The following is a 23,722-nucleotide window of genomic DNA, read 5'->3' on the forward strand; positions in this document are numbered from 1 at the left end:
CGGCTCCGCAGAATCCTGGCGGGGCCGCTGACGTTTTACTTCCGGCCGTATTTTGGGCATACAGATCAGGCACTTTTCCCCCTGACTGTTATGCTTATTTGAACCGCTTTATTCTGATACCGGAGATTTCTCTGAGTGAACGACGCTATCCCCCGCCCGCAGCCTAAGTCCCAGAAGGGTTTCACGCCTTTGCTGGAAATCCGCAATCTGACCAAATCTTTTGATGGTCAGGCCGCCGTTGATGACGTGAGCCTGACTATTTATAAAGGCGAGATTTTCGCACTACTCGGCGCGTCCGGCTGTGGGAAATCGACCCTGTTGCGCATGCTGGCCGGTTTCGAGCAGCCAACGCAGGGCCAGATCGTGCTCGATGGTGTCGATCTTTCGCAAGTGCCGCCGTATCAGCGCCCGATCAATATGATGTTCCAATCGTACGCCTTATTCCCGCACATGACGGTCGAGCAAAATATCGCCTTCGGCCTTAAGCAGGACAAACTGCCGTCGGCGGAAATCAAAAGCCGCGTGGCGGAAATGCTGACGCTGGTTCACATGCAGGAATTCGCCAAGCGTAAGCCGCATCAGCTTTCCGGCGGTCAGCGTCAGCGAGTGGCGTTAGCGCGCAGTCTGGCGAAACGACCAAAATTATTGCTGCTCGATGAACCCATGGGTGCGCTGGATAAAAAGCTGCGTGACCGTATGCAGCTGGAAGTCGTGGACATTCTTGAGCGCGTTGGCGCGACCTGCGTCATGGTCACACACGATCAGGAAGAAGCGATGACGATGGCCGGGCGTATCGCCATCATGAATCGTGGCAAATTCGTGCAAATCGGCGAGCCGGAAGAAATCTACGAGCATCCGACCAGCCGTTTCAGCGCCGAATTTATCGGCTCAGTGAATGTCTTCGAAGGTGTGCTGAAAGAGCGTCTGGATGATGCGCTGGTGCTGACCTCGCCGGGTCTGGTTCATCCGCTGAAAGTGGATCCGGATGTCTCGGTGGTCGACGGCGTGCCGGTGTTTGTCGCGCTGCGCCCGGAAAAAATCATGCTCTGCGAGCAGGTGCCGGAAGACGGCTGCAACTTTGCCGTCGGTGAAGTGGTGAACATCGCTTATCTCGGCGACCTGTCGATTTATCACGTCCGGCTGCACAGCGGTCAGATGATTACCGCGCAACTCCAAAACGGCCACCGTTTTCGTAAAGGAATGCCGACCTGGGGCGACGAAGTGCGCCTGTGCTGGGAAGCCGACAGCTGCGTCGTGCTGACTGTTTAAGGGGGATGAAAATGTCTGTAATCTCCGAAGTTCCGGCCAGTAAACCTCCGGGCGGTTTCAAAGCGTTCACCGGTCGTTTGCAACAACGTCATGGCCGCAAACTGGTTATCCTGCTGCCGCTGGTGTGGTTCCTGCTGCTGTTTTTACTGCCATTTCTGATTGTATTCAAAATCAGTTTTGCCGAAATGGCGCGCGCTATTCCGCCATATACTGATCTGGTCACCTGGTCAGACGGCATGTTGGACATTGCGCTGAACATCGCTAACTACATCGGCCTGACGCAGGATCCGCTGTATATCGATGCGTATCTGCAATCGCTGGAAGTGGCGGCAATTTCTACCGTGCTGTGCCTGCTGATTGGTTATCCGCTGGCGTGGGCGGTGGCGCACAGCCGGACCTCGACGCGCAATATCCTTTTGCTGCTGGTGATTTTACCTTCCTGGACGTCATTCCTGATCCGCGTTTATGCCTGGATTGGCATCCTCAAAGATAACGGCGTACTCAATAACGTACTGCTCTGGTTGCATGTTATCGATCAGCCTCTGGTGATTTTACACACCAATCTGGCGGTCTATATCGGGATTGTGTATTCGTATCTGCCGTTTATGATTCTGCCGATTTATACCGCGCTGACCCGAATGGATTACTCGCTGGTGGAAGCGGCGCAGGATCTGGGGGCGCGTCCGATGAAAACCTTCTTCAAAGTGATTATGCCGCTGACCAAAGGCGGGATTATTGCCGGTTCGATGCTGGTGTTTATTCCGGCGGTGGGGGAATACGTCATTCCGGAACTGCTCGGCGGGCCGGACAGCAATATGATTGGTCGTGTTCTGTGGCAGGAATTCTTCAATAACCGCGACTGGCCGGTGGCTTCAGCGGTGGCAGTGGTCATGTTGATACTGCTGATCATGCCCATCCTGTGGTTCCAGAAATACCAAAACAAAGAGCTGGGAGACAAAGAATGAATCAGTTACCGGTTGTCCGTTCGCCGTGGCGAATTCTTATTCTGGTGCTCGGCTTTACGTTTCTGTACGCCCCGATGCTGATGCTGGTTATTTACTCGTTTAACAGCTCGAAGCTCGTAACTGTCTGGGCTGGGTGGTCTACCCGCTGGTATACTCAGCTTTTTCACGATTCCGCGATGATAAGCGCGGTGGGTACCAGTCTGACCATTGCCACTGCCGCCGCCACGATGGCGGTGATTGTCGGCACACTGGCGGCAGTCGTGATGGTACGTTTTCAGCGTTTCCGGGGTTCAACCGGTTTTGCCTTTATGCTGACCGCGCCGCTGGTGATGCCCGATGTCATCACCGGTCTGGCGCTGTTGTTGCTGTTTGTGGCGATGGGGCACGCCTTTGGCTGGCCAGCGGAACGCGGCATGTTCACCATCTGGCTGGCACACGTGACGTTTTGTAGCGCTTATGTGGCTGTGGTTGTCTCTGCGCGATTACGTGAACTGGACCGGTCGATTGAAGAAGCGGCAATGGATTTAGGTGCAGCGCCGCTGAAAGTGTTCTTTATCATCACGCTGCCGATGATTTTACCAGCGCTGATTTCAGGCTGGCTGCTGGCGTTTACGCTGTCGCTCGACGATCTGGTGATTGCCAGTTTCGTCGCCGGACCGGGCTCGACTACTTTACCGATGCTGGTGTTTGCCAGCGTGCGTATGGGAGTTAATCCGGAAATCAACGCGCTGGCGACGCTCATCTTGCTGGTGGTCGGTATCATTGGCATGATTGCCTGGTGGTTTATGGCCAGAGCCGAGAAACAGAGACGAAAAGAAATACAGCGCGCCCAACAAGCGTGAATATTCAGAGAGTTTTCAGGGCGGATATTTCCGCCCTGAATGTAAATGGAGAGCCCAAAAGGATTTATGAAACTGGCCTTTATCCCTGTTCCTGTCATGATCGGTGCGTCGGCGATTGTCGCGACGCGTTTACTCGAATTCGTTTTATTGTTCGATGCCATGGGATTTTCAGGGCTGATAAGTTTTATCGAAGTCAGTGCACAATCCTGGCTGAACTGTTTCATCATGCTGGCCAGTCTGCTGATTATTCTGGTGGAATGTCGCGCCGCATATGCCATGATGCGCGGCCGCCGCTGGGGGCGTCGGGCATTTATCGGTTGTCAGGTGATCGTGGTCGGATACATGCTGCTGGCGTCATTCGACTGGTTCGGGCCGCGCATCTTTCGCTTCAACGTCGAAACTCAGAGCGAATTCCTGTACGCGCTGCTGATGCAAAAAATTCCCGATATCGTGGTGCTGTTATTATTGTATTTGCCTGCCAGCAGCCGCAGATACTTCTCCCGCAACAAATAGCCCGCGTGTATAAGAGCCTTTCCCGCCGCGCAGTGGTAAACTGCGCGGCAGTTTTTTACCGCACTCACTGACCGGACTTTTTCATGCATTGCGCACTTTATACCGCAGGAACCTGCCGTTCCTGCCAGTGGCTCGACAAACCTTATTCACAACAGTTAGCCGATAAGCAGCAGGATCTCACTGATTTGCTGTCAGAATTGCCGGTGGGTGAATGGTGTGAACCGGTCACCGGCTCGGAAAGTGCCTTTCGCAATAAAGCCAAAATGGTGGTCAGCGGCAGCGTGGAGCGCCCGTTGCTGGGGATGTTGCACCGCGAAGGTACGCCGGTCGATTTATGCGAGTGCCCGCTGTATCCGGCCAGCTTCCCAGCTGTATTTTCAGTCCTCAAAACCTTTATAGCCCGTGCCGGACTTACGCCTTACAACGTGGCGCGTAAACGCGGCGAACTGAAATTCCTGTTACTGACCGAAAGTCAGAAAGACGGCGGTATGATGCTGCGCTTCGTTTTGCGCTCGGACGCCAAACTGGCGCAACTGCGCGCTGCACTGCCGTGGCTGCAACAGCAGTTGCCGCAGCTGAAGGTGATTTCTGTCAATATTCAGCCAGTACACATGGCGATCCTCGAAGGCGACACCGAAATTCCTCTGACGGACGTACAGCGTCTGGAAGAAGACTTTAACCATGTGCCGCTGTTTATCCGTCCGCAGAGCTTTTTCCAGACCAACCCGGTGGTGGCTGAAAAGCTTTACGCCACCGCGCGTGACTGGGTGAGGGCGAGCGGTGATATCACCAGCATGTGGGATTTATTCTGCGGCGTGGGCGGTTTTGGCCTGCACTGCGCCACGCCCGCAATGAAACTGACCGGAATTGAAATCAGCGCAGAAGCCATTGACTGTGCGAAAGAATCAGCAGCCCGTCTCGGACTGCAAAATGTCGAGTTTCAGGCGCTGGATTCCACCGGTTTCGCGACCGGAAAAGGCGAGGTGCCTGATCTGGTACTGGTGAATCCCCCACGCCGTGGTATCGGTAAAACTTTGTGCGAATATCTTGGCCGCATGGCACCCTCCACGATCCTTTATTCCAGCTGCAACGCGCAGACGATGGCGAAAGATCTGACATTGCTGACGGAATATCAGATTGAGCGCGTGCAGCTTTTTGATATGTTTCCGCACACCGCGCATTATGAAGTGATGGCGTTATTAAGACACCGGTAATAATCCGTTTCTTATCAGCAGAACGATTCACAGTAACGGGTAATATTCTCAGATAAGAGAAATTTAAATATATTTAAGCAGGGGTGACTGACTTCACAAAACGTTATTTTAGTGTGAAAAGTGATACCGGCCTCTTGTTTTTACTTTTCCAAATCCGCTATCTTCGCCATCGGATTGTTACTGCATTCGCAGGCAAAACCTGAACAGAGATTTCCCGCGCCTCGTGGAATTTCTGTTCAGGTTTTTTTTTGCCTGTAAGAAATGCGCGATGAAACTTCTCATGACTTCAGGTTATGATTTTGAGATGACAGGCTATGGAAAAGCACACACTGGCACTGACCGCCGCACTTTTGGGAACACCGGTAATGGCATTAGCCGGAATAGACTCTCTGACGGAGAGTAATTTTATTAAAGACAGCTCATTAGAATTCGGTACGCATAATATCTGGAAATATCTCGACGAAGGCGAAACGGATGACCGCACCGCTCACTCTGCCTGGGGGCAAGGACTGGCGCTGGATTATAAATCAGGCTATTTCAACGATTTTATCGGCGTGGATTCTTCTTATTATGGCGTTATCAAACTGGCAGCCGCGGAGAATTTCTCGTCGAGAGGGATATTGTATAACGACGGGGGGAAATCCAAAGGGTTTAATAAAGTCGGTCAGCTTTTCGGCAAAATGAAATTCTCAGAGTCGGGCGTCAGCGGTAATCTTTATGGCGGCTGGAAACTCATCAAACTCGGCGTGCTGACCACATCCATGCGCGCCGCGCCTAATACTTATAACGGCTGGAGCGGTGATCTGTCCTACGATGACTACCGTTTACGTCTGGCGTATGTGACCAAATCACTGAACCGTGATTCGCCGGATAAAGTCGATTTTATGACCAGCGACTCCAAATCCATTGATTCAATTTATACCGGCGACGTCCAGTTTAAAAACGATTATCTGACCGCGTTATATTTCTACGGCGAAAGCGAAGATTATCTGCGCAGAAACGGGCTTGAGCTGAATATCAAACAAAGTAAGGCTATTTCCTACGGCGTGCAGATTTATCTCACCGAAGCACTGGATAAATGGGATAGCATGGCTAACAGTAAAAAAGATTTTGATAACCGCGCCAATCATTACGCTACCGACGTGACCTGGAAATATAACCGATGGATAACCAAAGGTGGTCTGGCGTATACCGATGCCAATAAAGAAGGCGGGATCGGCATGTATCCGCGACATATGAGCAAGAACTCGCGCGGTACATTTAATTCAATGACCACCGCCGGGTTGGATTATATGCGGGATGAGGAAAAAGCATTATCACTGGATGTCGGTTATCAGATAACACCTGAGATTGTATTAGGCATCAATACTCACTATGGATTCTTTGATTATCAGGGGCAGGCAGTAAAAGAAGGGGAGCTCAACGTCTATACCCTCTGGAAACCGGCTTCTGAAAAACTCAAAGACTTATCGATATTCGCCATGATCGGCCCCGGAAGAACTTATGAACATAAAGGCACCGCGCCGATTGTCGATCAGCATGGAAATATTAAACACGCAGACAGTTTTGCTGCGGAATTTCGACTGAATTACACCTTCAAAATATTCTGATATTCATTATAAGAGGACATTGCTATGAAAAATACGCTGCAAAAAACCTTACTGGTATTCCTGGCATTGACGCTGCCGTTGTTATCACTGGGCGTGCAGGCCGCGCCTTCCACCGCACCGTCGGCACAAACGGTCAGTGACAAAGGCGAGGTCACGATTTACGTCACGCGCCATGGCAAAACGCTATTCAACGCCGCACATCGCACCCAGGGCTGGTCTGATACGCCACTGACGGCGGCGGGTGTAGAAGCAGCGGAACAACTGGGGCGTGGCCTGAAAACTGTACCTTTCGCTGCGGCCTATTCCAGCGATTCCGGTCGCGCACGTGAAACAGCAAAATTAGCCCTGACTGCCGCCGGACAGACTTTGCCGGTGACGGAAGACAAACGTCTGCGTGAAACGTTCTTTGGCAGTTATGAGGGTGAACTGGACGATGTGATGTGGCAACCGGTGGCGAAAAAGCTCGGATTCTCTGATTTACATGCCCTGACGCAGGCGTTGTCAAAAGGTCAGATCACCATGAAGCAAATGATGAACACGCTGGCAGAGTTGGATCCGGCGCATACCACGGAAAATGCCGCACAGGTGCATGAGCGGATGCAGGCCGCGCTGCATGATATCGCAGAGAAAGTCAGCGCCGATGGCGGTGGCAACGTGCTGATAGTCTCTCACGGCATGGCGATTATGGCCATGCTGGAAGGGATGACGCCGGAGGCAAATTTACGCGCGCCATTACAGAATGCGAGCGTCACGGTAATTACCTACAAAAACGGGAAATTTAGCATCGGGGAAGTCGGCGATATGCAGTTTGTTGAAAAGGGTAAAAATCCTTAAACGCAGGCGTTACTCCATCGCCATCTGATTCACGATAAGCACAATCTTATCGAGGATTTCACTGAAAAGATGCTCGCTGAACGGGGCGAGCATCGGCATCATCAGTCCGATAGCCAGAATACCGATGCTGAGCGTCAGAGGGAAACCGATAACGAAAACGGAAAGCTGAGGCGTGACGCGGTTTAACAGGCCGAGTGCCATGTTCAGCGTCAGCAGCAACGTCACAATCGGCAATGCCAGCATCATACCGCCGCTGAACACGATACTGCCTGCTTTGGCGACGGCCATGAAACCTTCGGCATTGACCGGGTTCGGGCTGATGGGCAGGGTATGAAAACTGTCGGCCAGCAGTGAAATCAGCCACAGATGCGCGTTAAACGTCAGGAATAAAAGCACCGCCAGCAGATTTAAAAACTGTGCCAGCAGCGGGGTGTTCAGGCGGTTGCTCGGATCATAAAACGTGGCAAAAGATATCCCCATCTGCAAACCCATAATTTCACCCGCCATACGGATAGCGGCAAAGGCCAGCTGCATGGTGATGCCTAATGCCGTACCGATCATGATTTGCTGCATCGCCAGCCACAGTGCGGGCGTGGAGAAAATCGGCGTGTCCACAGGCGGCAGTGAAGGGGCAATCAGGAAAGTAATCATCATACCCAGACCGAGTTTCACCCGGTTAGGGACTGACTTTTCACTGGTGATCGGCGCGGTGCTGATCAGCGCCAGAATTCGCAGCAGAGGCCAGAAATACATGCTCAGCCATCCGGCGAGCTGGGTGCTGTCGAAGGAAACCATAGATTAACCGATGATGTACGGCAGGTTGGAAAACAACGTGCGCATGTAATCGAGCAGCAGATTCAGCATCCACGGACCGGCGATAACGATAGTCGCCACCACGGCCAGAATTTTAGGGATGAAAGACAGCGTTTGTTCGTTGATCTGCGTCGCCGCCTGCAACAGGCTGACGATAAGCCCGGTGACCAGCGCGGCCAGCAACAAAGGCGCAGCAACGGCCAGCGCAACCTTCATCGCCTCATTACCCAATGCCATTACCGATTCAGGAGTCATTAGATTCTCACAAAAGAAGACGGCCAACTTCCCCCCTTCGCAGGGGAGGAGCGGATTAACTATAAAAACTCTGCGCCAGTGAACCGAGCAGCAGTTGCCAGCCATCAACCAGTACGAACAGCATCAGTTTGAAGGGCAGTGAGATGGTCGCGGGTGGCACCATCATCATCCCCAGCGCCATCAGTACGCTGGCGACCACCAGGTCGATAATCATGAACGGAATGAACACCGTGAAGCCAATCTGGAACGCGGTTTTCAGTTCGCTGGTCACGTATGCCGGTAACAGAATGCGCATTGGCACGGCTTCCGGGCCTGCCAGTGGCGGAATATTTGCCAGCCGGGCGTACAGCGCGAGATCGCTTTCGCGTGTCTGGCGCAACATGAACTGGCGCAGCGGCTGCGCACCTTTGTCCATCGCTTCCTGCATGGTGATTTTGTTTTCCGTAAACGGCTGATAGGCATCGCTGTAAATTTTATCGAATACCGGTGCCATCACGAAGAAGGTCAGAAACAGCCCCAGTCCCAGCAATACCTGGTTTGGCGGCGCGGACGGCGTACCCAGCGCATTTCGCAGCAGGCCGAGCACGATAATGATTCGGGTGAAACTGGTACACATCAGCAGCATCGCCGGTAACAGCGTCAGCGTGGTGATAAACACCAGCGTCTGGATCGGCAGTGACCAGTTTTGCGCGCCGTTGGACATCTGCTGGCTGATAATCCCCGGCAGTTGCGCAAACGCCGTCGGGCTGATTAACAGCAGCAGCGGCAGGCAAAGGGTAAGGGGGGATTTCATTACTTTTTTCACGACGGACTGAGTCATGCCTGCTTTCCCGGACGTTTCAACATTTTCTGCATAAGCTGACGGAAATCAGCGGGCGTATTATTCGGATTGCCAGACTCCGGTGTTTGTTCGACCGGCGGCGAGCTCAGGGTATGCAGCGGGGTGATGTTTTGCGCGGTCACACCCAGCACCAGCCAGGTATTATCGACTTCAACAATCACCACTTTTTCACTGCGTCCTACTTGCACGCTGGCAGTCACTTTAAGCAGCTTGTTATTTTTAGACTGTGGCGCAAAACCGGCGCGCTTAACCACCCAGCCGATAAACAGGATCAGCAACAATATGCCGCCAAGCACGGAACTGACCTGCGTCAGCACCGAACTGGCAGGCAAAGCCTGAGGCGTCGCCTGCGTGGTGGTATGGTTTACCGGACCGGAAATGTACGGTGAATCCGTCGCGGCATTCTGGCTCATCAGCGGCTCAGACGACGCATACGTTCGGAAGGCGTAATGATGTCGGTAATGCGCACGCCGTACTTATCGGCGACGACAACCACTTCACCCTGCGCAATCAGATAGCCGTTGATCAGGATATCCAGCGGCTCACCGGCCAGACCATCGAGCGCCACCACTGAACCCTGAGAAAGGCGCAGCAGTTCTTTGATGGTCATTTTGGTACGGCCTAATTCGACGGTCAGTTTCACCGGAATATCGAGGATCATGTCGATATCCTGCAAGCTTCCCGAACCGTCCTGGGCACCCAGCGCGGCGAAAACACCGTCAGTTGACGCTTTCGCGCCGCCCGCAGACTGTTGTTCGTTAAACGCATCAGCCCATAAATCGTCAACGTTATCCGATCCGGCGTCAGACGGTTTATTGGTGTCACTCATGGGGCTGTTCCTCATCTAGAGAATTTAAAATTGGGTTGATCAAATGTTCAACGCGCAGGGCGTATTGTTCGTTTATGGTGCCATATTGGCTGGTCAGTACGGGCACACCATCAACGTGGGCAATCAGGCGATCCGGCTTTTCAATCGGCAAAACATCGCCCGGCTGAAGTTTGAGAATCTGCGATAGGCGCAGCGGAATTTCGACGAAATTCGCCACCAGTTCCAGCTCGGACTGCTGAACCTGACTGACCAGGTTTTCACGCCACTGACTTTCTTCATTACGCGAGTTTTCAACCGGCGGATTGGTCAGCAACTCACGCAAAGGTTCGATCATGCTGAACGGAATACAGATGTTGAAATCACCGCTCAGCGCACCGATTTCCACGTGGAACGGCGTGGTGACCACGATGTCGTTCGGCGAAGAGGTGATGTTAGTGAATTTGATCTGCAATTCCGCACGGACATATTCCACGCTCAGCTTGTAAACGCCGCTCCAGGCATCTTCGTAAGCATCCAGTGCCAGCGTGAGCATACGTTTGATTACGCGCTGTTCGGTATGGGTGAACTCGCGTCCTTCGACTTTAGTCGGAAAACGACCATCGCCGCCGAACAGGTTATCCACCGCGATAAACACCAGACTTGGCGCAAACACAAACAGAGCGGTGCCGCGCAATGGCTTCAGGTGAATCAGGTTGAGGTTGGTCGGGACCGGCAGGTTGCGGGCAAATTCGTGGTAAGGCTGGATCTTGATTGGCCCTACGGTGATGTCCGGGCTGCGGCGCAACAGGTTAAACAGCCCCATACGGAAATGACGGGCAAAACGCTCGTTAATGATTTCCAGTGCCTGCAACCGCTCACGAACAACGCGGCGTTGTGTCGTGGGGTCAAAAGGTTTTACACCGTCATCAGCCGCGGTGGCCTTTGCGGTTGCCGAATCGTCGGGTGCGCTGTCACTGTCACCATTGAGCAGCGCGTCGATCTCGGCCTGTGAAAGAATGCTGTCGCCCATAATTTTTTTATCGCAGTATGAAAGCAGTGAAAAGCACGTCGTTGATCACCTGTGGTGGCTGACCTTTGACCAGTGGCGCATCCAGAACCTGTTTGATGTCCTGAACCAGCTGTTGTTTACCGGCTTCACTGACCAGATCAGAGGTTTTCTGACGGGACAGGAGCAACAGCAAACGGCTGCGGACTTCAGGCAGATATTCGTTAAGCGTAGCGCGGTTCTTTTCATCCGGCAGACGCAAGGTCAGGCCGATATACAGCACGCGATCCGGGTCGTTATCCGGCGTTTGCAGGTTAACGGTGAAGGTGTCGAGCGCCAGGAAAATAGGGGCCGCAGGCGGTTCATTCTTCTTCGCTTGTGCAGCCTGAGCTGCAGTTACGGGCTGTTTATGCAACATCCACCAGGCGTAACCGGCTGCACCACAAGCTCCGATGGCAATCAGTAACAGCAGAATCATCATTAACGGGCGCTTTTTCTTACGCGACGCCGAGAGAGCAGAGTCAGACATGGATGAGGCGATTTCCTGTAAGTATGAGCAGAGTTGCGAAGGAACCGCGAAGCTGCTGAGTCAATTCTGACAATGATTATCCCGCTTATCCTGTTGTTCAATAGTCAGAATAGGCGGGAAAAATAAGGTCAGCTCTGCCGTTTGAATTAAGCGCACGCAGGCAGGGCTGAAACATCAGGTAACGATTATGCGAAGATATCAACGCTATTGTTGCCGCCGATCCGCTGTGCGAGAGAGGCGGGAACCGGCAGTGCGTCGCTGGCAGATGTCGAGCCGCCGCCATTAAATGCCGCCCAGCTGGCTGCATTGCCTTGTTGTGAACCGGACTGCGCACTTTGCTGCTGCGCCTGTTGCCACTGCGAACTGTCGCTGCCGACGCTGCTCTGACCCAGGCTGATGCCGTTGTCCGCCAGCGCGGTTTTCAGATCAGGCAATGCAGCTTCAATGGCAGAACGCACGCCGCTGTGGCCGGAGACAAAGTGCAGCTGCGCCTGATTGTTCTCAATCTTCATGCTGATCTGGATTGAACCTAAATCTTCAGGATGCAGACGAAGTTCAGCGGTTTGTTGCCCCTGACGGTTAAACATCATCACCTGCTGGCCGAGCTGCTGCTGCCATTCCGGCGTGCCGAGCTGCGCGTTCAGCAGCGGGGTAGACGGCGCGGTAACTGCGGAGGTGATCGTTGGTGTGGTGGAAACCGGCGCAGACGAAACGGCAACCGCCGCAGTGTTCAGCTGATTCAGTGACTGCGTGCTGTTATCCAGCGCGTTGTTGTCGTTCTGCTGTAAAGCGGCTGCACTGCCAGTCGCGGCGCTCATCGAAGCCAGCGCACTGCTGAAATCAGGCGTACTGGCTGTCGCTGCTTTGCTGGCGGCATGTTGTGATGACGCGGCAGTTGTGTTTGCGGCAGTGGCGGCTTTCGGATCCGTATCTGTCACGGCAGTTTTGCCGTCACTGGACAGTAAAGAAGAAACGGTCAGGCCGGCAAGCAGCGGGCTTTTCTTGTCTGCACTGGTGGCGTCATCGCTGTTGGTTTGCGTTGCCACAGCGCTGGCGGTTTGCACCTGTTGTGCCGGTTGCTGCTGCGCCGCTAGCTGTGCGAAAAGCGCCTGCAATGGCAATGTGTTGGCATCGTCTTTCTGGCTGTCTTTATCTTTATCGCTCAGCCCGGCGTTTTTAATTGCCGACGCATCGGTGCCTTTCAGGCTGCCGCTCGGCAATACCTGAATCGCAGCGATCATTTTGCTCAAATCGCTTTCATCAAGCATCAGGCTGCCGTCGTTTTCGCCGGTGGTCACCGCCTGAGTCAGAGTGGCTTTATCGACAGTTTCGCCTTTAGCTGTAATCTGCTGGCCGAGTTTGGCTAACGTGCTGGTCAGTTTCGGATCGAGTTTTGAGCCGAGCTGGGCTTCCAGCTGGCTGGCGAAATCGACCGGAGACGTCGCTGCCGTATCGCTGATGACTGAAGTGTCAGCACCGGAAGCGGTTGCCGATGAGGCACTGCCCGACGCCGCGCTCGCGGTGGTCTTTGCCGTGGTCACGGCAGCAGGCAAAATATTCAGATTCATGATTGTTTCTTCCTGTGTGCGCTGCGCTGGGCGAACTCATCGTTCTGCTTCTGATCGAGCTTATTTTCCAGAGAGCGTTGCTGCTCACTGGCGCGTGATTGCAACGTCTGGTAGGCATTGAGCCGTTGCTGCTTGTCCTGCCACTGGTTTACGGCGGCGTTAAGCCGCTGATCCCACTGCTGTAATTGTTTGCGGTGCTGGTCAATCGCCACTTCCAGCGTGCCGATAAACTGCTGGTAGTTTTGCCAGGTATTTGCCGCAATCCCGCCGCTCATGGTGGTGTTAAGCTTTTCGCGGTACTCACGCTGATAATTGAGCAGCATGGTGAGCTGTTCTTCAGCCTGATGATGCGACTGTCTGATTTGGCCCAGATGACTGGTGGCCTGATCCAGCGCTTTTTGCGCCAGAGAACAAAGGGTGATCAATGGTGATGCGTTTTCCATCTGATTTACCTTTATCGGTTAAAAAGTTAGCCCGGGAACAGCATATTCAGTTCCAGGCAGGCGTCTTCGTAGGTACTGCGTTCCATGATGTCCTGCTGGAGGAAGTTCTCCATTTGCGGATACAGCTTGATGGCGCGATCGAGCATCGGATCGCTCCCTGCGGCGTAAGCGCCGACGCTGACCAAATCACGGTTGCGCTGGTAGCTTGACAACAGCTGTTTGAAATTCCGCACGCGTCCGTACTGTGCGTCATCAATCAGCGATGTCATGGCACGGCTGATAGAAGCTTCGATATCTATGGCCGGATAATGGCCGGACTCCGCCAGACGACGTGATAACACGATGTGACCGTCAAGGATGGCGCGGGCGGAGTCGGCAATCGGATCCTGCTGGTCATCGCCTTCGGTGAGCACGGTATAAAACGCAGTGATCGAACCACCGCCGCTGATGCCGTTGCCGGCGCGTTCAACCAGCGCGGGCAATTTGGCAAACACGGAAGGCGGATAGCCTTTGGTAGCCGGAGGCTCGCCGATGGCCAGCGCGATTTCACGTTGCGCCATCGCGTAACGGGTCAGGGAATCCATGATTAGCAACACATGCTGACCACGGTCACGGAAATCTTCGGCGATTCGCGTGGCATACGCCGCGCCCTGCATACGCAGCAGTGGCGAAACGTCAGCCGGAGCGGCAATAACGACCGAACGGGCGCGACCTTCGTCACCTAAAATGTTCTCAATAAAATCTTTTACTTCACGGCCACGTTCACCAATCAGCCCGACCACGATCACATCGGCTTTGGTGTAACGCGCCATCATGCCGAGCAGGACGGATTTACCCACACCCGAACCGGCGAACAGGCCCATACGCTGGCCGCGACCGACGGTGAGCAGGGCGTTAATGGCGCGAACGCCGACATCCAGCACATCGGTGATCGGCGTACGTTGCAGCGGGTTAAACGGTGGCGTAATCAGCGCGGCGCGATAACCGGTGTCTGGCGGCGGTAAACCATCGAGCGGTTTGGCGCTGCCGTCCAGCACACGACCCAGCAGTTGCGTGCCCAGCGGCAGTTGTTTTCCAGCGCTCTGACCATCCGCAGCGATGCGGGCATAAACCCGCGCACCCGGCAAAATACCTTCCACTTCTTCCAGTGGCATAAGGAACAGGCTTTGACCGTTAAAACCGACCACTTCACTTTCGACTTCCTGCACCGTTGGCCCGTCGTGGCGCTCAATCAGGCAGGTCGCGCCAAGTGGTAACTGCAAACCTGTGGCTTCCAGCACCAGACCGGTTGCCCGCGTCAAACGGCCATAACGGCGAACTGACGGCGTACGGGCCATGCGTTTTTCCGCGTCATCCAGCGTTTTCAGCAGACGGCTCAGGCGGGCGGTCATCAGAGATCTCCCGGTGCCGCGAGGCGGCAGAGTTCATGCCAGCGGGTCGCCAGTGAGGCATCCATGTCGCCATCTTCCGCGCTGACTTTACAGCCACCGCTGTGGATCTGGCTGTCGGCCAGCAAACGCCAGCCGTTCATGCTCAGGCTCGCACCAAGCTGTTGTTCGACGCGTTCGAAATCGACAGGATTGACGCGCAGTTGCGGTTTGCCCTTAAACATCGGCTCCTGCTGGATCAGCTGCTGAATCTGATTAAGCAGGGCAGAACCGTCGCAAATGGGTGCCTGACCGATGATTTGTTTCGCGGCAGTCAGCGCCATCTGCATCAGACGCGAGGCGATCACGCTGTCCAGTGCATCCAGCGTTTGCTGGAAATCCGACACCATGTGCTGCCAGTGCTCGGTCAGCACGGCCTGCTGTTGCTGGCCTTCCTGTAAACCCTGCAGCTGTCCGGCTTCCTGACCCTGCTGGAAACCGGCGGCGTAGCCCTGTTTCTGCCCGGCTTCCAGACCCTGCTGGAAACCCTGTTGTTCGGCGCGACGTTGCAGATTCAGCAACTCGTTCTGATCAACCTGAAGTTTGGGTTGTCCGTCATCCGACTCTTCTTTGCTGTCAGCCAGCAAAGGTTCGTCGGGTTTGCTGAAAACCGGTACGGCGAGGTCACCCGGTCGCCACGGCTGCCACGGCAATGCATTAATACGCTCGGCATTGCGCTCTTCAGCGGTTTTCTTTTCCGGCGCAGGTTTGTCGGACATCGGGTTATCAGACATAGGAATCCTCGCCGCCGCCAACCATCATTTCGCCGGACTCTGCCAGGCGGCGAACCGTCTGCAGAATGGCTTTCTGTTCGTTCTCGACCAGAGACATACGCATCGGCCCGCGGTTCGCCAGGTCGTCGCGCAGGATATCGGCAGCACGCTGGGACATGTTGCGCAGGAACTTGTCGCGCAGCGGCTGTTCCGCCCCTTTCAGTGCAACCAGTAACGATTCGCCTTCGACTTCCTGCAACAGGCGCTGGATACTGCGGTCGTCCACGTCCACCAGGTTTTCGAACAGGAACATCTCGTCGATAATTTTCTGTGCCAGTTCGCCGTCGTAACCACGAACCGCTTCGATAACCGCTTCTTCCTGCTGCGTTTTCATCAGGTTGATGATTTCTGCCGCAGTACGAATACCCCCCATCTTCGAACGTTTGAGGTTCTGGCCGTCGAGCAGGTTGTTCAGCACTTCGGTCAGTTCCGCTAGTGCCGCTGGCTGGACACCGCCGAAAGTGGCGATACGCAGCATGACGTCGTTGCGCAGACGCTCGTCGAACAGCGCCAGAATATCCGCCGCCTGACCCCGTTTGAGGTGGACAAGGATGGTGGCGATAATCTGCGGATGCTCGTCGCGGATAAGATCGGCTGCCATCAGAGGTTCCATGAAGTTCAGTGTCTCCATGCCGCTGGTGGTTTCGCGAGATTCCAGAATGTCTTCCAGCAGGCTCGACGCGCGTTCTTCGCCGAGCGCTTTGGTCAGAACGGCACGCAGGTATTCGCTGGTGTTCACACTCAGCGCCGCGTACTGCTCGGATTCGTCTTCAAACTCGTTAAGAACTTCCGCAAGTTGCTTGTTAGATATCTGATGGATGTTGGCCATCGCGCCACTGATTTGCTGGACTTCGCGAGGGGAGAGGTGTTTGAACACCTCCACCGCGCGGTCTTCGCCCAGCGTTATCATCAAAATGGCGCTTTTTTCGGTTCCGGTCATAGTCATGGTTGTTCGGTACTCATCCATTGGCGGATAACCAGGGCGACGATACGAGGATCCTTATCGGCCAGCTCCTGAACACGTTGAGTCTGCACTTCGACGCTGACGCGTTGCTGTGAACGTTTACGTTTCTCCAGCTCGTCGTTGCTGAGTTTGACCGGTTTGCTGCCCTCAGGCTGCGGCATAGACGCTGCCAGCACCGCGGCAGCTGCTGCATCTTTCTCGGCCTGCTGTTTGCGCAGCATCGGACGAACCATCTTGCGCCACAGCAGCCAGGCTACAATCAGCACCAGTAACCAGCGACCGGCATTGAGCATCTGATCGAAGAACGACTGTTGTTTCCAGAATGGCAATTCGCCGGTGTCGTCCGCCGCTTCATTGAACGGTGTATTCACCACGTTCAGCGTATCGCCGCGTTCCTGCGAGAAGCCCATTGCTTCACGCACCAAGTCATCAATTTTCTTCAGCTGGTCGTCAGTCAGCGGTTTAGCTTTACCGTCCGTGCCGACCTGATAGTTAACAACCACCGCCGCAGACAGGCGCTGAACGGCACCGGCGCTGTGCTGGGTGTGGGTAATGGTACGATCCACTTCATAGTTAGTGGTTTCATCGCGACGACGGTTAGACGGCCCGGAAGAACTGGTATTGCTGGCGGTGTTCTGCGCGTTGTTACCGGCCTGATTCTGTGCGCCGTTGGCGTTGTTTGCCGCTGGCGGATTAGTCACTGCGGCGGTTGCAGCCGGTGCTGGCTGGTTGCTCAGCGCACCCGGCACGCCACCGACGGCAGAAGCGCCAATCTGATCGCTGGTGCTTAACTGACGTGAACGCACCGCGGCTTTATCCGGCGAACCGTTTGGCTGGTAGTTCTCATCGGTCTGTTCGCGGCTGGCGTAATCAATCTGCGCGGTGATTTGCGCGTGAACGTTGCCGTTACCGACCACCGGTTGCAGGATGGATTCGATGCGTCGCTGCAGACGACCTTCGACTTCATTGGCGTATTTCAGCTGGGAAGCATTAAGGTCGCGTCCATTATTATCGGACTGCGTCAGCAGATGACCGCTCTGGTCAACCACGGTGACGTTTGCCGGCGGTAATCCTGAAACGCTGCTCGACACCATATAAACGATGGCGTTGATCTGGCCGTCATCCAGCGCACGACCCGGTTGCAGGTTCAGGGTCACGGAAGCGGAAGGATTTTTTTGTTCGCGGACAAACAGGGAAGGCTTGGGAATGGCTAAATGCACGCGGGCACTGGACACCGGACCGAGAGTTTCGATGGTGCGGGAGAGTTCACCTTCCAGCGCGCGCTGATAGTTGATCTGTTCGCTGAACTGGCTGATACCAAACTTTTCCTGATCCATCAGTTCGAAACCGACAGCGCCGCCTTTCGGTAAACCGGCGGCGGCCAGTTTCAGGCGCGTTTCATACACTTTATCGGCAGGAATAAGCAGGGCACCGCCATTATCAGAAAACTGATAAGGGATATTCATTTGAGTCAGCTGAGTGACGATGGCACCGCCATCCTGGTCACCGAGGTTGCTAAACAACACCTTATATGTAGGCTGCTTGGCCCACAGCATCATGACAACAACAATAGCCACGGCGGCCGCAGCAGCGATGGCGATAGGAATTTTTGGGTTGGCGCGCAGGCGATTAAGCAACGCAGTAAAACCGCTTCGAGGGGTTTCTGCGCCGGCTATTGCGGAACTCATACAAGATCCCTATTTAGCTGTTGGATGGTGGTGTTCATGTTGTCTCTTAACAAAACAGACTCCCAGGTGGCGCAATCGTTGAAGCGTGACATTTTTCAGTCCTCCATAAAGGCAGGCCTATTTTCTAGGTGAGCCATTATTTGCCCCTCAAGGCAAAGTTAATGGCCCGATAAGCCGTGGTTTTTAGGTTCAATTACCGCGTTTAGGAAAAAACTGATGTGATAGGGTGTGATTCCATGAAATAGGCCATTTGTACCGTGACACCCCGACAGACGGAGAAAACATGTCAATTCAAGGCATTGAGAGCGTTTTACAGCAGATGCAGGCCACTGCCATTCAGGCAGGTGCTGCACCGCAGACCGATACCGCTTCAGAAGCCGGTTTCGCCAGCGAATTAAAAGCGGCATTAGGCAAGATCAGCGAGACGCAAAACAACGCGAAACTGGAGTCTGAAAAGCTGGAGATGGGCGTTCCCGGCGTCAGCCTGAACGATGTGATGGTCGATCTGCAAAAATCGTCGATTTCACTGCAACTGGGTGTTCAGGTGAGAAACAAACTGGTGGCGGCGTATCAGGACGTGATGAATATGTCTGTTTAGGTCAGCGGGCTTTCAAAGAAATAAATAAAATTGTTACCTGTAATCCGAAGGGGTTAGCGGGGAGCAGTTTATTTGTGTTTGAGGATGAAATTAATTTATGGCCACTTATTGTGGTGGTTTAAAATTTTGAAAAACTTTTTTCAAAAAAACACATCTCAAAAACGATTAATAGTCATCCTCAGCGTCTTTCGCCGCTGATTTCATTACTCTCCATGCCACCAGCGCTGCCAGCAGAATAAAGATAACCAGAGTAATAAGTAAAATTGTCAAAGCCCTAATCCTTCATTCTATTGGGAAGGTTGCAGTGGACTGTCGCCATTTACTGAAATGATGATCAAACTATAGCGGTAGATAAAAACTACAGCGGAAAATCAACATCTTTCAGATGAGTACAATTATTGCGGTTCAATACTATTATCGGCACGAAGTAACCACAACGTGAGGGGAAGGGTAGAATTGTTGCAAATTGTTTAGTTACGTTATTATTACAATGTAATGGGTTGTTAGCCATTCCAAGAAAAAATGTTACCGATGTCACAAAATTGTCCTTTGCATGTGCAGGTTTATTTGCAAGAATCGCAAAAAAAATCGCATCACCTGCATAAAGCACCTGCACAAAATGATAATCCGTCCTCCCCGTCACTGGTTCCTGCGTTTGTTCGCCTGGCATGGCTCGGTCCTGCCCAGTATTTTGTTCCGTCTGAGTCTCAATCTGCTGATGTCATTGGCTGCTATCCTCAGCCTGCCCTGGTACGAAACACTGGGCGTTAAGCTCACGCTGGCGCCATTCAGCCTGCTCGGGGTGTCCATCGCTATCTTCCTGGGCTTTCGAAACAGTGTGGCCTATTCACGCTATATTGAAGCCCGTCAGCTGTGGGGCGGGCTGCTGATTGCCTGCCGTACGCTGCAAAGCCAGGTGATGGCGGTTTGTCCGGGCGAAGCGCAGCGTGTGACGGCACTTTTGCTGGCATTTTGTTACAGCTTAAAACATCAGCTGCGTCACAGCGATCCGCGCCCGGATCTCGAGCGTTTGCTGGGCGATGATGCGGAAGACATTCTGTCGCGTCGCGCGCAAACCAACATGGTGCAGCTGCGTCTGTCGCAATGGCTGGCTGAGCGCCGCCGCACCGGAGAACTTTCAGACGTGGTGTATGCGCACATGGACACCACGCTGTTACAGCTATCTCAGGTGGTCGGCGGGTGCGAGCGGATCGTCAGTATGCCAATCCCGTTTGCATACGGCCTGCTGCTGCACCGCACGGTCTATCTGTTCTGCAGCCTGTTGCCGTTCGCACTGGTGGTGGATCTGCATTATATGACGTTGTTGGTGTCGGGATTTATCTCTTACACGTTCCTGTCGCTGGACACGCTGGCAGAAGAGCTGGAGATGCCCTTTGGTTATGCCAATAACCACCTGCCGATGGATGCGATGTGTACTAATATTGAGATTAACTTGCGTGAGATGAACAACCAGACGCAGCTGCCTGATACGCCAATGCCGGATAAACATTTCCGTCTCAGCTAGATGTGATTCATTGCACGGATTGAACATTTTTCGTGCAAGGAATGTGCGAAATTCTGAAGATTCACCAGACTGTCATAATTGCGAAACAAAAGTGAAATAACCTGTTGGGGCAAACACAACTCCAATCCGTTCTCACGAGGTATTTATGTCAGTCATTCAGGCCAAATCATTGCACGAAGCCGAAGACCTGCTTAATTCCGGTATAGTGAAAAAAGTCGAACTGGCTTTTAATATAAACAGTGATGAGTTTTTTAAACTTGCGCTGGAATGTGGTGACCGGGGTGCGAAAATCACCAAGGGCAAAGAACACTTTGTTATCACCTTCAAAAAGTGGGTTATTCCTTCCAATGATCTCACTGCTACGAAAAACAACGTACTGATGTAATGGCTTTTCGCGTCTCCATAACACTGTCAGAAGGCAGCGTTATGGAGATATTTGTTTCCCGCCTGTGACGCGTTATGCCACCGCTTTCATCATGTAAACACTGAGTGGGTCCGGCGCCTGCTGATAATCCCCAAACGCCTGAGTGCGCGAATACCCAAGTTTCTCATACAGGGTGATAGCCTTTTCCTGAAACACTCCGGTTTCCAGAAACAGTTCCCGATGTCCCAGCGCTTTCAGTTTCTTTTCCATTGCGGCGATCAGCAGTGATGCGATACCTTGCCCGCGAAACAAAGGGTTCACGTAAACCCGTTTCATCTCTGCCAGACCCTGTCGGGTAATGTACAGACAGGCGCAACCGGCCCAGTCGTCGTCCACTCTCGCCATGAAGCAGGTAATTTCACCTTCATCGAGCTCAGTAATGTTAATCCCCTGAAAGGATTCCGGCGGATAAAGCGGATACTGATACGCATCCAGCTCTGCAATAAGCCGGGTCAAATGCGGGTGGGTGGCATCGGTTTCGAAAATCTGGGCACTCACAGCGTGGCTCTCATTGCAACAAAATGGACAAGTATTCTTAACCGAAATTACTCCAAAAACAAGGGAGTAAAGAAGTGAACTGTTGCCTGAAAGCCTTAGAAACTCCGGAAGATTGTAAGTTTTAGTGATGTTTCTGAAACGTCTGTCAGAGTTGTCTGATTTTCAACCGGTATGTTGTTTTTATACGTTATACCTAATTCATTTCAGTAACATTTCTCCGACGTAATTAATGTATACAATGAAATAACTCTGTGTGATTAATAGAAGGCGCATGATCACTCAGGGTGCGAAGAAGTAAAATATAAGAAATTGATAGTAAGGATAAAATTATGGCTGTCTATCCTGTTGGCGTTTTTGTCACGCTTACTTTTACACCAGGTTTGTTTGAAGTTATCGCTGTGCTGGATGAGGTTACGCCGGTGCAATATCAGGTCATTAATGTGGAAACGGGGAACGTTATTCGGGTGAATGAAAACTTCATTCGCGGAATTATAAAACCCTAGACTTCAAAGTATTACGCTAAAAGGTCGAAGACCGGGCAGGCAAAACTGTCCCGCCTTTCTTTGTATCTGCTGGCAGATAATCCATTAATCAGGCATCAGGTTGTTAAAATCTTCTTCATAGAGCCCGCGGCACTCCTGCATAAAATCCGGGAATCCCAGTTCAGAGGTCTGAACTTCGCGGCCCAGACGCCTTTCTAAATCCTCGTGAAACCACTCAAATTCGCCATGCAGAATGCCGGTAAAACCGGTCAGTATGATGCATTGCTGTGGCGTTAATTTTTTCACGGCCAATCCTTATGATGTTTTTGAGCACGATAAATGCTGAAAGAGAGAAGTGCTTCACGCCGGTATCCGGCAGGACGCGGTGACATATTCTATCCTTTAATTAATCTCACTGGAAAACAAGGAGTCACATATGGATCAGGATCTGTTTGAACAGGCGCCGCTGCCGTTACTTACCCGGTTTCAGGTAGGTGACCACGTGAAATTGCTCACGTTTCCGGTGGGCGTTCATCCGGCCAGTTATCAGCTTGACGTGATGATCACCAGTATTCAGGACGGCGAGTTTGAAGGCGAAATCCTGCGTATCGCGCCATTGGGCAGACTGGGGCATCATGAGGCGCACTTTACCCTCGGTGGTCACGTCGCCTTCTTTGCCAGAAATATTCAGGGGATGGCGGCGTAAAAGCAAAAACCCCGCGAACAGGCGGGGTTTAATGACTTCATCATAATGTGTTACTTGTTACATCAGGGGCTTAACGTGCTTGGTCAGCGCCTGGGTACTGAGTTCATCAGCCTTGATTTTCGAACAATTTCCGCAATAGCCAACGAGATACCAGTTCCCGTCTGCCCCTTTTTCCGGATTCACTTTGTAGCGCTCATTTTGTTTACCGTAAAATTCGCGCTCTGCGTGCTTTGATGCATCTTCCCAGAAGCACAACGAAAACTGATGGCATTTATCGATATGCCGTTGTCCGTTGCGACTTCCTCCAACTAACAAGTAATGATATTCAGACATGCATGCTCCTTTTCCCAATGTGGGCAATTATCCTGACAACAAGTTACAAACTCGTTTCACCTGGAAAAGACCATCTCAAAGACCGCATAAGAAGCACTGCTAATGGGTGCGCTTAAGGCTACCCGTGACACTTTTTTAAATTCCTTAAAATTATAGAGCAGAACGGGGTACTGGCGCGTAAAAGCTAAAAATTTGTGATAAAAGTCACTTTTTATTTTTCTGTGAGTGTGACATTCCTCTTACAACAAATTAAGTTGTTGTGATTCATCGCCGCTTGCGCGCTTTTTTTGCTTTGGTTTTCGCGGCTTAGCGGCCGGTGCCGGACGCTGCATTTCGATATTCAGCCAGTACATGATTATCGTAACCGTATAATCTTGCTGGTTTTTTGACATTTCGGTATGCGCGGGGATGTTATGCCACTTTTCCAGACATCCCCGGCAGCAGGTGGCGGTCGCGTGTTGCGCGATAAAGATCGGATGGCCACGCATAGGTGTCTGTTTTCCATCATTTTGCGGTTCGGCAGGCGCAAGCCGGCTGGCGACGAAATCAGCAGCATGTCGGCTGACATCTTCTGGCGCTTTATCCTGGCAATACAAATATTCTTTAGAGCTAAGATGGAAGCGCTGACGGAAAGGGGAGGCCGACAGGCGCTGAAAAACGTGATCAATGGAAAACATCGTCATTTGTCCGTTCAAAATCTATACGCAGAAATAGCGGGTTAAACCTTATCAGCTCAGCCTTTAGCGAGAATGTCCCCATGCTAGTCTGGCCTGAATGATTCACTTACCCCGGCA

29 protein-coding genes are annotated in these 23,722 nt (G+C 52.8%); 12 read left to right on the forward strand and 17 right to left on the reverse strand.

Going from position 1 to position 23,722, the window contains the following annotated elements:
* Positions 1-135 precede the first annotated feature (135 nt).
* The 7 genes from potG to J1784_RS20565 all read left to right on the forward strand — a co-directional run bounded on the left by potG (position 136) and on the right by J1784_RS20565 (position 7,247).
* Positions 136-1,269: a putrescine ABC transporter ATP-binding subunit PotG gene (gene potG / locus J1784_RS20535; RefSeq protein ID WP_120506754.1), complete on the forward strand. Its 1,134-nt coding sequence runs from the start codon at positions 136-138 to the stop codon at positions 1,267-1,269.
* 11 nt (positions 1,270-1,280) lie between these two features.
* Positions 1,281-2,234: a putrescine ABC transporter permease PotH gene (potH, locus tag J1784_RS20540; RefSeq protein WP_217150716.1), complete on the forward strand. Its 954-nt coding sequence runs from the start codon at positions 1,281-1,283 to the stop codon at positions 2,232-2,234.
* On the forward strand, positions 2,231-3,076 hold the full coding sequence (potI, locus tag J1784_RS20545) for a putrescine ABC transporter permease PotI (protein WP_217150717.1): 846 nt from the start codon (positions 2,231-2,233) through the stop codon (positions 3,074-3,076). The genes potH and potI overlap by 4 nt, the downstream gene beginning before the upstream one ends.
* Before the next feature lie 45 nt (positions 3,077-3,121).
* Complete coding sequence (locus J1784_RS20550; protein WP_238485625.1) at positions 3,122-3,589, forward strand: YbjO family protein; 468 nt, start codon at positions 3,122-3,124, stop codon at positions 3,587-3,589.
* 83 nt (positions 3,590-3,672) lie between these two features.
* Positions 3,673-4,803 carry a 23S rRNA (uracil(747)-C(5))-methyltransferase RlmC gene (gene rlmC, locus J1784_RS20555; protein ID WP_217150718.1) on the forward strand — a complete coding sequence of 377 codons (1,131 nt, stop codon included), beginning with the start codon at positions 3,673-3,675 and terminating at the stop codon, positions 4,801-4,803.
* 314 nt (positions 4,804-5,117) lie between these two features.
* Entirely contained in the window at positions 5,118-6,413 is a 1,296-nt protein-coding gene (locus tag J1784_RS20560) for an OprD family outer membrane porin (RefSeq protein WP_217150719.1), read from the forward strand.
* A 24-nt stretch (positions 6,414-6,437) separates the two neighbouring features.
* Positions 6,438-7,247 carry a histidine phosphatase family protein gene (locus tag J1784_RS20565; RefSeq protein ID WP_217150720.1) on the forward strand — a complete coding sequence of 270 codons (810 nt, stop codon included), beginning with the start codon at positions 6,438-6,440 and terminating at the stop codon, positions 7,245-7,247.
* A 9-nt stretch (positions 7,248-7,256) separates the two neighbouring features.
* Here J1784_RS20565 and fliR read toward each other — a convergent pair whose 3' ends face one another.
* The 13 genes from fliR to fliF form a co-directional block, all read right to left on the reverse strand.
* Entirely contained in the window at positions 7,257-8,042 is a 786-nt protein-coding gene (gene fliR / locus J1784_RS20570) for a flagellar biosynthetic protein FliR (RefSeq protein ID WP_217150721.1), read from the reverse strand.
* Between the two features lie 3 nt (positions 8,043-8,045).
* Positions 8,046-8,315 carry a flagellar biosynthesis protein FliQ gene (gene fliQ, locus J1784_RS20575; protein WP_104922231.1) on the reverse strand — a complete coding sequence of 90 codons (270 nt, stop codon included), beginning with the start codon at positions 8,313-8,315 and terminating at the stop codon, positions 8,046-8,048.
* Between the two features lie 55 nt (positions 8,316-8,370).
* Entirely contained in the window at positions 8,371-9,108 is a 738-nt protein-coding gene (fliP, locus tag J1784_RS20580; protein WP_217150769.1) for a flagellar type III secretion system pore protein FliP, read from the reverse strand.
* A 23-nt stretch (positions 9,109-9,131) separates the two neighbouring features.
* Complete coding sequence (fliO, locus tag J1784_RS20585) at positions 9,132-9,569, reverse strand: flagellar biosynthetic protein FliO (protein WP_217150722.1); 438 nt, start codon at positions 9,567-9,569, stop codon at positions 9,132-9,134.
* Positions 9,569-9,985, reverse strand: a complete 417-nt coding sequence (gene fliN, locus J1784_RS20590) for a flagellar motor switch protein FliN (protein ID WP_120131003.1) — start codon at positions 9,983-9,985, stop codon at positions 9,569-9,571. The genes fliO and fliN overlap by 1 nt, the downstream gene beginning before the upstream one ends.
* A complete protein-coding gene (gene fliM / locus J1784_RS20595; protein ID WP_217150723.1) occupies positions 9,978-10,994 on the reverse strand; it encodes a flagellar motor switch protein FliM in 1,017 nt (338 codons plus the stop codon). Before fliM ends, fliN begins: the two co-directional genes overlap by 8 nt.
* Before the next feature lie 7 nt (positions 10,995-11,001).
* Positions 11,002-11,499, reverse strand: coding sequence for a flagellar basal body-associated protein FliL (gene fliL, locus J1784_RS20600; RefSeq protein ID WP_112291792.1), 498 nt, complete (start codon positions 11,497-11,499; stop codon positions 11,002-11,004).
* 185 nt (positions 11,500-11,684) lie between these two features.
* Entirely contained in the window at positions 11,685-13,067 is a 1,383-nt protein-coding gene (locus J1784_RS20605) for a flagellar hook-length control protein FliK (RefSeq protein WP_217150724.1), read from the reverse strand.
* Positions 13,064-13,510, reverse strand: coding sequence for a flagellar export protein FliJ (gene fliJ / locus J1784_RS20610; RefSeq protein WP_217150725.1), 447 nt, complete (start codon positions 13,508-13,510; stop codon positions 13,064-13,066). The genes J1784_RS20605 and fliJ overlap by 4 nt, the downstream gene beginning before the upstream one ends.
* A gap of 26 nt (positions 13,511-13,536) precedes the next feature.
* On the reverse strand, positions 13,537-14,901 hold the full coding sequence (gene fliI, locus J1784_RS20615) for a flagellar protein export ATPase FliI (protein ID WP_217150726.1): 1,365 nt from the start codon (positions 14,899-14,901) through the stop codon (positions 13,537-13,539).
* On the reverse strand, positions 14,901-15,656 hold the full coding sequence (gene fliH / locus J1784_RS20620; protein ID WP_217150770.1) for a flagellar assembly protein FliH: 756 nt from the start codon (positions 15,654-15,656) through the stop codon (positions 14,901-14,903). The genes fliI and fliH overlap by 1 nt, the downstream gene beginning before the upstream one ends.
* Positions 15,657-15,663: 7 nt before the next feature.
* Entirely contained in the window at positions 15,664-16,656 is a 993-nt protein-coding gene (fliG, locus tag J1784_RS20625; RefSeq protein WP_112291784.1) for a flagellar motor switch protein FliG, read from the reverse strand.
* Positions 16,653-18,362: a flagellar basal-body MS-ring/collar protein FliF gene (fliF, locus tag J1784_RS20630; RefSeq protein ID WP_217150727.1), complete on the reverse strand. Its 1,710-nt coding sequence runs from the start codon at positions 18,360-18,362 to the stop codon at positions 16,653-16,655. Before fliF ends, fliG begins: the two co-directional genes overlap by 4 nt.
* A gap of 283 nt (positions 18,363-18,645) precedes the next feature.
* On the opposite strand from fliF, the gene fliE reads away from it, so the two are divergent.
* The 3 genes from fliE to J1784_RS20645 all read left to right on the forward strand — a co-directional run bounded on the left by fliE (position 18,646) and on the right by J1784_RS20645 (position 20,870).
* Entirely contained in the window at positions 18,646-18,960 is a 315-nt protein-coding gene (fliE, locus tag J1784_RS20635; RefSeq protein WP_120163032.1) for a flagellar hook-basal body complex protein FliE, read from the forward strand.
* A 619-nt stretch (positions 18,961-19,579) separates the two neighbouring features.
* On the forward strand, positions 19,580-20,485 hold the full coding sequence (locus tag J1784_RS20640; protein ID WP_217150728.1) for a bestrophin family protein: 906 nt from the start codon (positions 19,580-19,582) through the stop codon (positions 20,483-20,485).
* 145 nt (positions 20,486-20,630) lie between these two features.
* Entirely contained in the window at positions 20,631-20,870 is a 240-nt protein-coding gene (locus tag J1784_RS20645) for a hypothetical protein (protein ID WP_217150729.1), read from the forward strand.
* A gap of 72 nt (positions 20,871-20,942) precedes the next feature.
* On the opposite strand, the gene J1784_RS20650 is transcribed toward J1784_RS20645, so the two are convergent.
* Positions 20,943-21,407, reverse strand: a complete 465-nt coding sequence (locus tag J1784_RS20650; RefSeq protein WP_217150730.1) for a GNAT family N-acetyltransferase — start codon at positions 21,405-21,407, stop codon at positions 20,943-20,945.
* Between the two features lie 329 nt (positions 21,408-21,736).
* On the opposite strand from J1784_RS20650, the gene J1784_RS20655 reads away from it, so the two are divergent.
* Positions 21,737-21,910, forward strand: coding sequence for a hypothetical protein (locus J1784_RS20655; protein WP_162940724.1), 174 nt, complete (start codon positions 21,737-21,739; stop codon positions 21,908-21,910).
* A gap of 84 nt (positions 21,911-21,994) precedes the next feature.
* Here the strand turns inward: J1784_RS20655 and J1784_RS20660 are convergent, their stop codons facing one another.
* Entirely contained in the window at positions 21,995-22,195 is a 201-nt protein-coding gene (locus J1784_RS20660) for a DUF7736 domain-containing protein (RefSeq protein ID WP_217150731.1), read from the reverse strand.
* Between the two features lie 130 nt (positions 22,196-22,325).
* Between J1784_RS20660 and J1784_RS20665 the strand changes: the two genes are divergently transcribed.
* Positions 22,326-22,595, forward strand: a complete 270-nt coding sequence (locus tag J1784_RS20665; protein ID WP_217150732.1) for a hypothetical protein — start codon at positions 22,326-22,328, stop codon at positions 22,593-22,595.
* A 57-nt stretch (positions 22,596-22,652) separates the two neighbouring features.
* Here J1784_RS20665 and J1784_RS20670 read toward each other — a convergent pair whose 3' ends face one another.
* Both J1784_RS20670 and J1784_RS20675 read right to left on the reverse strand, forming a co-directional pair.
* A complete protein-coding gene (locus J1784_RS20670; RefSeq protein WP_217150733.1) occupies positions 22,653-22,928 on the reverse strand; it encodes a hypothetical protein in 276 nt (91 codons plus the stop codon).
* 239 nt (positions 22,929-23,167) lie between these two features.
* Positions 23,168-23,605 carry a DUF4186 domain-containing protein gene (locus J1784_RS20675; RefSeq protein ID WP_217150734.1) on the reverse strand — a complete coding sequence of 146 codons (438 nt, stop codon included), beginning with the start codon at positions 23,603-23,605 and terminating at the stop codon, positions 23,168-23,170.
* Positions 23,606-23,722: the final 117 nt, after the last annotated feature.

The organism is Rahnella ecdela (assembly GCF_019049625.1).
GTDB lineage: Bacteria > Pseudomonadota > Gammaproteobacteria > Enterobacterales > Enterobacteriaceae > Rahnella > Rahnella ecdela.